Here is a 12,723-nt window from a genome sequence, read left to right on the forward strand (position 1 = left end):
GGGGATTCATCCGACCGACGTGGCCTTATGCTTCATGCCAAAACCATTCTTTGCCCGGTTCATCCCGGAGCTGACGCCCACCCATCCCTGATGCAGGCACTTTCCCTTGCGGAAACGTGCCGTGCGACGGTGCACGTGGTGCCCCATCCAGAGGCGACCGCTACGCCCGGCGCCGCACCCGTGCGCTCTCTGCACAACCGGATTCTCGACATCGTGGCTGCGGCCACAAGCGGCTCGCCGCTTCCTCCGCGCTCGATTATCACGGCGCTCGACGAGGACGTGATCACCGTCGACCGAATCCTGGAGTACGTCGAACAGGAAGACATCGACCTGGTGGTCCTGGACACGCCTTCGGACCGTGGTCCCATCCCCGCTCTTGCCAGCGAGCCGACGCGGCAGTTCGTCACGCGCCTGAACGTGCCGGTTTTCGTAACGGGTCGCTCGGTTATGCGGTGCGGAACGGTAGGCGAAGATCATAGCACGCCCGGCCGTCGCATACTGGTACCGACGGACTTTTCGGAGAACTCGATGTCCGCCCTCCGCCACGCCTTCGCGATGGCGATCGACCTGGATGCCGAGATCGACCTGCTCCACGTGATGGACCGGCCGCAGTACGTCGCGCTGAACGACACCGATATGCTATCCCTCAGCGACGCCACGCTTCCGGAACGGAAAGCCAAACGCCGCGCGCAGGCCCTCCTTCCGGACGGCCCACTGTATCCGACCGTCCACGTGCACATCCGCCATGGGGACGCGGCCGACCAGATCGGGCAATTTGCCACGAAGCGGGACAGCGACCTGCTCGTCACGTCAACCCACGGCACCATCAGCCGTGAACAGCATCCCCTCGGGCATGTCGTCGAGCGCGTGCTGCGACGCGTCGCCCGACCGGTCTTTCTAACCCGCGCCTTCGGCCGATCGCTCGTGGGCGAGTCGTGGACGCCGCGCGCCGGGGCAAATGACGGCGCACCCGGCTCCGCACCCGACGTGTCAGCTCGAACCACCGGCTGGAAAACGAACACGGAGTCGTCCACGACGGACGCCGCCTGATCGCCGCCGCCGGCAGACAGAGCCCCGGGCAGGCAGGGCAGCCAGGGCCGATGGAATCGGTCGACGCGCCCGCCACAGCCACAAGGGCCCGGCCTTTCACCTGATGCCTTCCGGGTCGCAAAAATACGTCGTTTTCCGGACGTGGGGATCATCCCCACACAGCAGGTCGGGTGAGACCTACGCCGGGCTACAGAGGCTACCGGCAGACATCCCGATCGCCACCTCATACGTTTTCGTCACAATTGCCGGATCGTGTTCTCCGTGACCGTGCTGGTCGCGCTGAGGCCGATTCCCCGCTCTCGCATCGCCCATGCGGAGCTCGCTCCACCGCCCTCACCGCTTATCCTCCGTACCTACCCATGGCTCAAGCCAGCACCGCTTCAGCGCCAACCGATATGCGTTCGGCCGGGCGCGAGCGTTCGAACATTGACATTTTCACGTACGACGAGAAGATCGTCCGCTACTTCGTGTACGCGACGGTCCTCTGGGGCTTCATCGGCATGGCCGTCGGAGCCCTGATCGCGCTGCAGCTACCCTGGCCCGCCGCCAACCTCGGCGAGTACCTTTCCTTCGGCCGCCTCCGTCCCGTGCACACCAACGCGGTCATCTTCGCGTTTGCCGGCAACTCCATCTTCGCGGCCATCTACTACTCCACGCAGCGTCTGTGCAAGGCACGGATGTTTAGCGACTGGATGAGCACGTTCCACTTCTGGGGCTGGCAGGCCATCATCGTCTCGGCCGCGATCACGCTTCCCCTCGGATACACCACCTCGAAGGAGTACGCGGAGCTGGAGTGGCCGATTGATATCGCGATTGCGGTCGTCTGGATCGTGTTTGCGATCAACTTCTTCGGGACGCTCTACAAGCGCCGTGAGAAGCACCTGTACGTGGCGCTCTGGTTCTATATCGCGACGATCGTGACGGTCGCCGTCCTGCATGTCGGCAACAGCCTCGCGCTGCCGGCCTCGATGCTCAAAAGCTACCCGATCTACGCCGGCGTCCAGGACGCCTTGGTGCAGTGGTGGTACGGACACAACGCGGTCGCCTTCTTCCTGACCACACCGTTCCTCGGCCTCATGTACTACTTCATGCCGAAAGCGGCCGAGCGACCGGTCTTTAGCTACCGCCTCTCGATCGTCCACTTTTGGAGCCTGGTGTTCATTTACATCTGGGCCGGGCCGCACCACTTGCAGTACACCGCCCTTCCCGAATGGGCCGGCACCCTGGGAATGCTCTTCAGCGTGATGCTGTGGATGCCGAGCTGGGGAGGCATGATCAACGGGCTGTTCACCCTCCGCGGTGCATGGCACAAGCTGCGTGATAGCGTGGTGCTGAAGATGTTCGTGATCGGCATCACCTTCTACGGCATGTCGACCTTCGAAGGGCCGCTCCTGTCGATCAAAAGCGTGAATGCACTCAGCCACTACACCGACTGGACGATCGGGCACGTGCACTCCGGCGCCCTCGGATGGAATGGCTTTATGACCTTCGGCATGATCTACTGGCTGCTGCCGCGCCTCTGGCGAACGGAACTCTGGAGCCAGAAGTTGGCAAACGCCCACTTCTGGACGGGCACCATCGGCATCCTGCTGTACGTGCTCGCCATGTACAACTCCGGCATCACGCAGGGCCTGATGTGGCGCGCGTTTGATGAAGCCGGCAACCTGATGTACCCCGAATTTATCGAGACGGTCGTGCAGGTCATCCCGATGTACTGGGTTCGCCTGATCGGCGGACTGCTCTACCTCGGCGGCGTCGTCATGATGATGGCCAACATGTACATGACCATCCGCTCCGCTCCGGACGAGCTGCCGGATCCGGCCTTTGCCGCCCCCCGCCAGCCGATGAACTACGGCCACGGCGACGGTTCCGGCGACGGCACCTCCGAGCAGGCCCCCGAGCCCGCTCCCGCCCGCGCTCGCACCGCCACCGAATCCGACCCGGTCCCAACCGAGGCGGAGGACACGCCCGCTACCAAGAAAGCGTCCCTGCCCGGCTCCAAGAAGGCCGACGGCCCGGGAACGAAGAAAGCGGACGACCCCGACGCGAAGAAGGCGGAAGGCCCCGGCACCAAGAAGGCGCAGCTCCCCGGCTCGAAGAAAGCCAAGGGACCCGACGCGTCCAACGACGCAGACAATGAAGCCGACGAAGGCGACGAAGACGACGCGTCCTGACGCCCGGCGCTCGGTCCCGGCACCCGAATCCCACCGGGTGGCCGGGGCCGGTCGCATCGCCGCACGCCCCCTGCCCTGTAACGATCATCTACACCTCTCCCTCCTGTCATGGGACGATTCATCAAAAGCAACGGAATGCACCGGACGCTTGAAGGCTGGCCGCTGGTCTTCACCGTCCTCACCACGCTCTCCATCCTCGTCGGCGGCCTCGTCGAGTTTCTACCGCTCGTGCTGGTAAACAACTCGGTCGACCGTATCGAAACGGTCGAGCCCTGGACGCCGCTCGAACTCGAGGGTCGTGACATCTACATCGCAGAAGGATGCAATACCTGCCACTCGCAGCAGGTCCGCCCCTTCCGCCACGAAATCGAACGCTACGGTCAGAACGGCGGCGGATACTCCAAAGCCGGTGAAACGGTGTACGAGCGCCCGTTCCTGTGGGGCTCGAAGCGCACCGGTCCCGACCTCGCCCGGGAAGGCCTGCTCCGGCCGCAGGCGCTCTGGCACGTGCGCCATATGGAGGATCCCCGCTCCACCAGCAAGGGCTCCATCATGCCTCCCTACCCGCACCTGCTCGAGAAAAAGATCGACTTCGACGGGCTGACGGCAAAACTACGAACGCTGAAACGCCTCGGAACGCCGTACCCGGAGGAAACCATCGAGAACGCCGCCACCATCGCACGAACGCAGGCGAAAGCGATCGCCACAGAGGTTGAAGAACAGGGCGGCCCCACGGGCCTGGAGGACAAGAAAATTATGGCCCTCGTGGCGTACCTGCAAAGCCTCGGGACGGACGTAGCGAGGGCCTCTGACGCCGGAACCGCCGAATCGGACGTCACGGCCGACGCCTCGAAATAAGGATCACCCGCCTGCCTCGCCCTCCCTTGAACCACTTCCGACCGACCTGTTATGTGGAAAGATGCCGTCCGCGCCCTGGAAACCGGCGCCCTCTCCGAAGTCGGCCTCCTGGCCTTCTTCATCGCGTTCGTCCTGATCGTGATCTATGCGCTCACGCTTCCCAAACGCGACTGTGAGTCGGCGCTCAACATGCCTCTCGACGACGCCGACTCCGTCGGCGGAGACGGGCGATAATACGATTCTGGCGGATTCTCCGCGATCCCGCCGCCACCCCTCTGCCCCAGCCGTTCCAACCTGCACTGCCTCATGCCCAACGACCCCAACACATCTCGCCCCGAGGGCTCCCGACCGGACGAAGGATCGACGCTCTACGGCCGCACCCACGACCAGCTGATCCAGGGTCACCGCTACGACGGGATCAAGGAATACGACAACCCGATGCCCGGATGGTGGATCTGGATCTTCTGGGGCTCTATTGCCTTCAGCGTCGTCTATTTCGTCGGGATCACGTGGTTCGACTTCGTGGATACGTACGAGGACGATCTGGCGCAAAGCCAGGAAGCCCTTGCCATCCAGCGCGCCGAGTACGCGGAAGCCAATCCCACCTTTGAGGCAACACCCGCATCGCTTGCCGAGTTCATTGGCAACAGCGACCGCATCGCATCCGGCGAGGAGACATACCAGAGCCTGTGCGCATCCTGCCACGGCGACAAAGGCCAGGGGGTGATCGGCCCCAACCTGACCGACCCGTACTGGATCCACGGCGGCACCAACATGGACATCTTTAATATTCTCACGGAAGGGGTGGCCGAAAAGGGAATGCCGGCCTGGGACGCCAGCCTCCGCCCGGAGGAACGCGCCGAGCTGGTCGCATTTATCCAGTCCATTCAGGGCACGGAGCCGGAAGGCGCCAAAGCACCCGAAGGGGAACGCATGGAATAAGCGATATGCAGTAAGCCGCATGCAGCAAGCCCGATCGTCCGGCCCGCCCGGCGAGATGGCAAACGGTGGGCTGCGAGCGTTGAGGCGACATGTACCGCGACGGCGGAGGCTCCAACAGGTGAGTCTCCGCCGTTTTTCTATTTCCCCAAATCCCCGCGACTCCGAGGCCCGGCCCGCCACCGATCCGCCTATGCCGGTTGATGAGCGTCAGCCGACCTTGCGTGTGGGGGTTTACACCACATCGGTTCTCCGTATCCAACTACGCCAAATGGCAGGAGTGCTCTGTCGAGTGGGCATCTCCCTGTTTCGTTTTCTGAAACGTGTATCGGCAGCCTCCGGCGCGCGGTCGGGTCACCGATACCTCCTCCCGCCGCCGTTTTGCCCGACCGTTCTGCTACTGCCCCGACGGGGGCTGCCGGCACGCACTCCACGGACCCCGCAACCGGCAGCGTACACGGAGGGGAGCTGCCCGTGAATCACCCTCAAGACTGCCCTCAGGAGATGGAAGTGACAGACCGCAACAGCAACGGCCGCCAGACGCAGCAATTCATCCCCGCCGGAGACGTCGGCGTGATGGATGCGCCGCCGGAAGACATCATGGCCACGCTCAACGCGGACGGCAGCCGGAAATGGTTGTATCCCGAATTGAACAAGGGCCGCTGGTACTACTACCGTCTGATCGTCGCGTGGGTACTGGTCGCCGTCTTTGTCTCGCTTCCGATCATCAAGATCAACGGCAAGCCAGCCATCTTCCTGGATGTGCTGCATCGCGAGTTTACGTTCTTCGGGATGACGTTTTACCCGACGGACACGCTGCTCCTGATGCTCCTGATGATCGGAGCGCTGGTCAGCGTCGTGCTGTTCACCGCCCTCCTCGGACGCGTGTGGTGCGGGTGGGCATGTCCGCAAACTGTCTATCTCGAATTTTTCTACCGTCCCGTCGAACGGCTCTTCGAGGGCAAGGAGCACGTGCGGAAGCGCCGCGATGAAGGGCCGTGGAGCGTCGACAAGCTATGGCGGAAAGCTGGAAAGCACGTGGTGTACCTGGGCTTCTCGCTCGCCCTCGCACATACGTTCGTCGCTTACTTCGCCGGGTGGGACAACCTGATCACCTGGATGCAGGGCTCGCCGGCCGACCACTGGGGCTACTTCGTCATGATGGCCGGCACCACCGGGCTCATCATGTTCGACTTCGGGTTCTTCCGCGAGCAAATGTGCACGATCGCGTGCCCATACGCCCGGTTTCAGTCGGTTCTCCTCGACCCGGACTCCCTCATCGTGTCCTACGACGAGGAGCGCGGCGAGCCGCGGGGCAAGGGAAAAGAACGATCAGATATGGGCGACTGCGTGGACTGCTACGCCTGCGTCCGCACCTGCCCGACCGGCATCGACATCCGCGACGGGCTCCAGATGGAATGCCTCCACTGCACCCAGTGCATCGACGCCTGCGACGACATCATGGAGAAGGTCGGCTTCGAGCCGGGCCTCATCCGGTACTCGTCCGAGCGCGAGGACGAAGGCAAGAGCCGCCGCTCCGTCCGCCCCCGCACGGTAATCTACAGCCTCCTCATGGTCCTCATCGTGTCGATCTTCGCCATCGCGTTCACGACGCGAGGATCCTACGACGTGAATGTCGGCCGTGCTTCCGGTGAACCGTTCGTCGTCCTTCCGAACGACGAGGTCGCCAACCGTCTCCGTTTCCGCGTACGCAACCAGTCGCCTAAGCCGACGACCTACACGGTCGAGGCCATCGAACCCGCGTCGGCCACCGTCAAGGTTCTCGGCCGCACGCCGATTGCCGTTCCGGAGGGCGAAATGCATCGCACGGAGATCTGGCTCATCACGCCTCCGGGCGAAATTAAGGATGGCTCGCAAACGGCTACCCTGCGCGTTCGCTTTGAGAACGGGACCACACAAGAAATGCACTTCCCGCTTCTCGGCCCATCGGGTCCGTCGGGTCCGTAGCGGAGAGGTAACGGCGGAACATTACGAAGCCCTTGCCCATGCGGTCGCATAGTCTTCGGCGAAGTGCCGGAACGACCGGGCCGGACGCTCCAGCACGGACGCCACGGTCGACGTTGTCCGAGCCGCGCCGCCGAACCGGGCAGTCAGGTAGATGCCCGTCATCACCAGAATGAACGGCCACGGGCGTCCTTCCCTCCTACTGTGCCGAAGAAAATCCAGCAGTCCGGGTTCGTCGTAGCGGATCGTACGGCCCAGCACCTCGGACAGCACGTCCGCCACCTCGTGGTACGTCAGCGCCGCCGGACCGGTGAGTTCGAATGCCCGGCCGGCGTACCGGGGCTCGATCAGCACCCGGGCCGCAACGGCCGCGATGTCTCGAGCGTCAATAAACGCCGTCCGACCGGCGCCCGCCGGGACGACGATTCGCCCGTCCCTCCCGATTTCACGGCGGTGGGTCGTGACCAGGTTCTGCATAAAAAAGCTCGGCCGAAGCAAGGTTGCCGTCACGTCCGTCGAGGCCAGCTTCCATTCGATCCAGCGATGCGGCACCAGTGGGTTGGCCTCCGCACCCTGAAGCGACAGGAACACGATGTGCCAGACTCCCGCTCTAACGGCTGCATCGATCGCTGGAAATATAGAGGACCAGACCCGGGTGATCGCCGGCGGGCGAACGAGAAAGAGTGCGTCATGGCCGGCAAACGCGGGTCCGTAGGTGGACGGTCGCTCGAAATCGAACTGGACGGTCGGCACGCCAGGCCCCACGTCCGCCGTCCGCGGATTACGAACGGCCGCCGTGAGCGGCTGCCCCGCCTCGCACAGCCGGGCGATGACCTCGCGGCCTACCGTCCCGGTGGCACCGGTCACCAGAATGCGCTGCAGCCCTGCGGATGTGTTCGACATGATACGGTCGGTTGGACATGATACGAGGATGAACGGGGGCGAATTCACACGCCGGGATTGGCATACCTGCGTTCTGCATCGAATCGGCGCAATGATTGCTTGAAAGGAACACCACTCCGTGCGCCAGAGGATACGGCTCCACTATCGTAAAAAACCCGGATTCCTTATTTACTTCCGACAATCATGAAAGGCTTAAAATTGACTTTCAGTTTGTAGCGAAGGTACATTGTGGAGCAGTTGCAACAGTTTTCCTCGGTATATTATTCGTCTGCGAGGATCTGGGCGGCGTACCCTGTTGCCCGTCCATCCGCTTCTATAACGGCTGTCTGCAGAGGACGCGTCGATAATGAGTGACGCTCACGAGCCGAGCGTGTGGGATGACCCACCTGCCGGTGCTGACTTTACGATTCGTCTCCCCGAAGTCCCCCGTCAGGTAGACCTGGATGCTGTCGACCCTGAATCGGTGGATGCTGCCCTTCGTGCGGTCGTGCACGATAGTTTGCTGCCGGTGACCACCGGTTTGAGCGTTCTGTTCATGCTCAACATGGTGTTGCATCTCATCTTCGTCTCGATGCCGTACGCGGCATATATCTCCTTTCTCGCCGCGGCAACGGCGGTCGGTGCGCTCCTCCTTCGCCTCTATTTACGCACTGTCGCCCCGGACTATCGAGGGATGCACGCCGTCAGCGGTCTCGTTGGCGGCGTTGTTCTGGTCCATACGATTTTGACGCAGGTGATCACCGGCAACGTCCCGTTGACGCAAGTGACGCTTCTGGTCGTCGGGGCCGGGGTTATCATCATGTCCCGCCGGTGGTTTGCCGGATTCCTCGGGTTGACCCTTACGGTGTGGTTCATCATTTCGGTCGTTTCTTTTCCCCTCACCGAACTCGTCATTCCCGCCATCAGCATCGGCGCGGCGGGCGCGTTCTCGACGATGATCCACGTGATCCGGCGCCGGACCAATGTCCGGGCGGAGCAGCTCCGGCTGGTCAGCGAGAGTCAGAAGCAGGCCCTCCGCGAGGCGTTGGAGGCGGAGGAACGCCAGCGCGAGTCGCTCGCACGCTCGGAGCAAACGCTACGCGAGACAATGGAGGACCTTCAATCGGCCAAGTCAACGCTGGAACGGCGCGAGGAAGAACTGTCGGACACGGTCTCCGCCCTGACCGACGCGAAGAAGGAGGCCGAGGAGTCCAGCCGGATCAAGTCGGCCATGCTCGCCAATATGAGCCACGAGGTGCGCACGCCGCTGACGGCAATCATCGGCTTCTCCGAGGTCCTCGAAGAAGAAACGGATGGGCAGAGCGAGCACTTTGCCTCGCTCATTCTAAAAAGCAGCCGTCGCCTGATGGAGACGCTTGACTCGGTCCTGAAGCTATCTCGACTGGAGGCGGGCAAGGTCCAGCTCGACCAGAAGCCACTGGATCTGGTCGAGGAAGCCCGGGCCATGATACTCGAGCAGTCGAATCGGGCCGATGCCGCGGGCGTCCAGCTTGAGGTCGAGGCGTTCTCGGATCGATGCATGTGCATGCTCGACCACGGCGCACTGCAGCGCATCCTGCGCAACCTGGTCGGCAACGCCATCAAGTTCACCGACGAGGGAGGCGGCGTCACGATCCGCATCGGCCACAGTGCCCACCCGCCGACCGACCCCGACGCCGTCCGAAGCGGGGCACAGGTTCATGTCCTCGACGATCCGCCCGAGCGGGCGTCCCATGCTGTTCTCCAGGTCACGGACAACGGGATCGGCATGTCGGCATCGTTTCAGGAGAAAATGTTCGAGGCCTTTCACCAGGAAAGCCAGGGTCTCAGCCGGAGCCACGAGGGGAGCGGTCTCGGCCTCTCCATCACGCAACGTCTCGTCCAACTGATGAACGGCGATATTTACGTCCGAAGTGACAAGGGCGAAGGAACGACCTTCACACTTTACTTTGCACTCGATGCACGGGTCTCCCGGCGTTCCTCGACGGCAAACGGAACCTCGCAGACCGACAGCGCGACCGACGAGGTTCCGGAAACTGAAGAAGTGGAGTCGATCGCCTGAGGCGACGACGCCGCGTCACGACGTATGCCAGCGGTAGCGCTCCAGCAACTCCTGGTCGTTGCTCCGTTTCATCACTGTTCCGCAATCCTGGCAGTAGAATACCACCTCTTTGACCGGGGCGGAGATACCGAGCATGAAGAAGAACCCGGACGACCAGCCGTAGCGAGGCTCGACGATCACCTCCGGGTCGGAGATATCGTTCCCGCACTCGCAGCCCTGCAGTGCGGCACCGGTCTCCACGGAACGCTCGGCGGCCGTGCCCACCCCCTCCGCAACAGCCACACCGGCGGAGGACGGCGTGCCCGCATCGGCTCCTACCGGCACCGGATCGCCGTCGCCGCCGACCGGGACGCCGTCACCGTCGTCTTCACGCCACCACATTTCGGCAACCTCTTCTTCCTCCTCGCGGAAGACGTAGTAGTCGGCCGACCACCGCCCGGGGCCGAACACAAAGACCACGACGAGCAGAAACAGAACCAGAGCGGAGAACTCGAGCGACTGGTTCGCACTCAACAGGCCGTCGTTCAGGTGCACGAAAAATACGGCGCCGATCAGTACCGGGATCTGAGCGAGAGCCGCGATGCGGGTCAGCAAGCCGACAGCCAGCAGCAGACCCCCAATCATATGAGCAAAGGTCACGTAGTGCACAACGGCGGCGGCCCAGACGTCGAACTGGGTCACGTCGACGAGGGCAGCCACACCGCTGGTCTGTGAAATGAACAGTCCCCCGCGGACAAGCAGGCCAACCCCGAGATACACTCGGATGATGTCCAGGACGACCTCCTGGTGTGATTGAATCCAGTCTACAACGGTCCGATACGTGTTCATGGGCTATCACGCTACGGTGGAAGAAGCAACCGGCTATTCGCGCGAAACAGCCGGCCGGGCTATTATGAAGAAATCTGTAAGGTATTATGAGGGAATCGTGGAGGCGTTGCATGCGTGCTTACGATTCCCTCGTTCGTTACAGCATTGCCGTGTTAGGGGGGACGATGTGCCAGGCCGCTTGCGATCACCACCGCAACCCGGATCCGAACAAACGCGCCGTGGAGTTGGTCGTACATAGCTGTGCCATCCGCGGCTTCGACAATTCTGTCACCGACGCTTCTCCCTTCCATGTCCACGTTTCCCGAGTTGCCGGACAAAGCACGGTTGTGGATCTACACGGCCGCCGATCCGCTATCGGAAGCCGAGCAGTCCGAAGTCCTCGATCGTCTCGAGGGATTCATGGACAGCTGGACATCACACAATCGCCCGGTCCAGGCGCGAGCGGCGATTCAAGACGATCGGTTTGTGATCCTCGCCGCCACAGTGGCCGACGGCGACGTCAGCGGTTGTGGCATCGATGCCTCCGTGCACGCGGTCGATGAGGTGGCCAGCGACCTCGGCATCGCGTGGGCATCCCCGCTTGATGTGCTGTATCGAGACGTCGAGGGCCTCGTCCACTCCGTCTCGCGAGCCGATTTCCGACAGCACGTATCGGATAACCGCGTGGACACATCCACACCGGTGTTCGACCCGAGTATCACGACGCTCGGTGCGCTCCGCGATGGCGAGTTCGAACAACCGGCAGGTGCGGCCTGGCACGCACGCGTGTTCCAGATTCCGACGGCAGCGTAGACCGCTGGCACCCTCTCTTCGCGTGTTCGCGTGCGTATCCACGGCCCACCCACCGATGAGCCTTTTCGGCAATCCCACCGAGCGCCTGCGTACCTGGTACGTCCGCCTGGACCAATCGCGCAGGGAGATCCTCCTGGCGACGACGACGCTCTTTGTCGTCATCGCGGTCGGGACCTCCGGATATCGCGTGATCGAGGGATGGCCGTGGATGGACGGCCTGTTCATGACGTTCATCACGCTGACCACGATCGGGTTTGCAGAAGTTCGGCCGCTTTCCGACGTCGGCCGCTTCTTTACGATCTTCATTGCCCTGACCGGGATCGGTATCGTCACCTTCGTCGCCGCCCGGTCCGCCCAGCTTCTCCTCGCCAGCGACCGACTTCGCGAACGACAGAAAATGAAGAAGATCAACGACCTCGAGAATCACTACATCGTCTGCGGATACGGGCGGGTCGGACAGCGACTCGCAGAAGACCTCGAGCACGCACAGCGAGAGTTCGTCGTGATCGACCAGGCGGACGAGGAGATCGAACAGTGTCAGGAGGATGAGCGGCTGTACGTGCAGGGCAATGCCGAGGACGAGGACACCCTGCGAAAGGCTGGAATCGATCGGGCGTTCGGCCTCATTCTCGCTCTTCCCGAGGACAGCTCGAATGTGTTCGTCACGCTGACGGCCCGGGAGATGAATCCGAACGTATTCATCCTCGCACGAACGATTGACCACCGCAACCGATCGAAGCTTCTGCACGCCGGAGCGGACAAGGTCATCGCCCCGAGCGAGGTCGGCGCCGACCGGATGGCGCAGGTGATTCTCCGCCCGAACGTCGATCAGTTTCTTGAGCGCGTTCTCCGGGCCGGTGCTCTCAGCCTCCAGATCGACGAAGTGGAGGTCATGCCGGACGCCTCGCTCGCCGGACAGACCCTCGCGGAAAGCAATTTCCGCCAGCAGTACGACGCGATCGTCATCGGCATGATCGACCAGAGCGAAGGCGACATGATGCGCTTTAACCCGGATCCGGCTGCTCGCATCCAGGAGGGCGACATCCTCATCGTCCTCGGTGATCCGGACATGATCCGGACGCTCCGAGAGAAAGGCTGCATGCCGCCCGACTGACGGCGTGGCCCTCCCCCCGGAAACTGCCCTCCCTCGTCCGGGTACGCACGATCGTTGTT

Annotated in this window: 11 protein-coding genes; 9 read left to right on the forward strand and 2 right to left on the reverse strand. The window is 62.8% G+C overall.

The features are described 5' to 3' along the window. Nucleotides 1-27: 27 nt before the first annotated feature. The 6 genes from ACFCU0_RS12440 to ccoG all read left to right on the forward strand — a co-directional run bounded on the left by ACFCU0_RS12440 (nucleotide 28) and on the right by ccoG (nucleotide 6,989). Complete coding sequence (locus tag ACFCU0_RS12440) at nucleotides 28-1,050, forward strand: universal stress protein (RefSeq protein WP_434974001.1); 1,023 nt, start codon at nucleotides 28-30, stop codon at nucleotides 1,048-1,050. A 395-nt stretch (nucleotides 1,051-1,445) separates the two neighbouring features. Then, a complete protein-coding gene (gene ccoN / locus ACFCU0_RS12445; RefSeq protein WP_434974024.1) occupies nucleotides 1,446-3,224 on the forward strand; it encodes a cytochrome-c oxidase, cbb3-type subunit I in 1,779 nt (592 codons plus the stop codon). A gap of 108 nt (nucleotides 3,225-3,332) precedes the next feature. Then, nucleotides 3,333-4,082 carry a cytochrome-c oxidase, cbb3-type subunit II gene (gene ccoO, locus ACFCU0_RS12450; RefSeq protein WP_434974002.1) on the forward strand — a complete coding sequence of 250 codons (750 nt, stop codon included), beginning with the start codon at nucleotides 3,333-3,335 and terminating at the stop codon, nucleotides 4,080-4,082. Between the two features lie 51 nt (nucleotides 4,083-4,133). Then, on the forward strand, nucleotides 4,134-4,316 hold the full coding sequence (locus ACFCU0_RS12455) for a hypothetical protein (RefSeq protein ID WP_434974003.1): 183 nt from the start codon (nucleotides 4,134-4,136) through the stop codon (nucleotides 4,314-4,316). 72 nt (nucleotides 4,317-4,388) lie between these two features. Continuing rightward, on the forward strand, nucleotides 4,389-5,024 hold the full coding sequence (locus ACFCU0_RS12460) for a cbb3-type cytochrome c oxidase N-terminal domain-containing protein (RefSeq protein ID WP_434974004.1): 636 nt from the start codon (nucleotides 4,389-4,391) through the stop codon (nucleotides 5,022-5,024). Between the two features lie 501 nt (nucleotides 5,025-5,525). Beyond that, nucleotides 5,526-6,989 carry a cytochrome c oxidase accessory protein CcoG gene (gene ccoG / locus ACFCU0_RS12465; protein ID WP_434974005.1) on the forward strand — a complete coding sequence of 488 codons (1,464 nt, stop codon included), beginning with the start codon at nucleotides 5,526-5,528 and terminating at the stop codon, nucleotides 6,987-6,989. A 21-nt stretch (nucleotides 6,990-7,010) separates the two neighbouring features. Here ccoG and ACFCU0_RS12470 read toward each other — a convergent pair whose 3' ends face one another. Further along, complete coding sequence (locus ACFCU0_RS12470) at nucleotides 7,011-7,889, reverse strand: SDR family oxidoreductase (protein WP_434974006.1); 879 nt, start codon at nucleotides 7,887-7,889, stop codon at nucleotides 7,011-7,013. A gap of 346 nt (nucleotides 7,890-8,235) precedes the next feature. Between ACFCU0_RS12470 and ACFCU0_RS12475 the strand changes: the two genes are divergently transcribed. Next, a complete protein-coding gene (locus ACFCU0_RS12475; RefSeq protein ID WP_434974007.1) occupies nucleotides 8,236-9,930 on the forward strand; it encodes a sensor histidine kinase in 1,695 nt (564 codons plus the stop codon). Nucleotides 9,931-9,945: 15 nt separating this feature from the next. Here the strand turns inward: ACFCU0_RS12475 and ACFCU0_RS12480 are convergent, their stop codons facing one another. After that, complete coding sequence (locus ACFCU0_RS12480) at nucleotides 9,946-10,758, reverse strand: DoxX family protein (protein WP_434974008.1); 813 nt, start codon at nucleotides 10,756-10,758, stop codon at nucleotides 9,946-9,948. Between the two features lie 288 nt (nucleotides 10,759-11,046). On the opposite strand from ACFCU0_RS12480, the gene ACFCU0_RS12485 reads away from it, so the two are divergent. Continuing rightward, on the forward strand, nucleotides 11,047-11,550 hold the full coding sequence (locus ACFCU0_RS12485; RefSeq protein ID WP_434974009.1) for a hypothetical protein: 504 nt from the start codon (nucleotides 11,047-11,049) through the stop codon (nucleotides 11,548-11,550). Nucleotides 11,551-11,605: 55 nt separating this feature from the next. Continuing rightward, nucleotides 11,606-12,664 carry a potassium channel family protein gene (locus tag ACFCU0_RS12490; RefSeq protein ID WP_434974010.1) on the forward strand — a complete coding sequence of 353 codons (1,059 nt, stop codon included), beginning with the start codon at nucleotides 11,606-11,608 and terminating at the stop codon, nucleotides 12,662-12,664. Nucleotides 12,665-12,723 lie beyond the last annotated feature (59 nt).

Source organism: Longibacter sp. (genome assembly GCF_051155795.1).
Lineage (GTDB): Bacteria > Bacteroidota > Rhodothermia > Rhodothermales > Salinibacteraceae > Longibacter.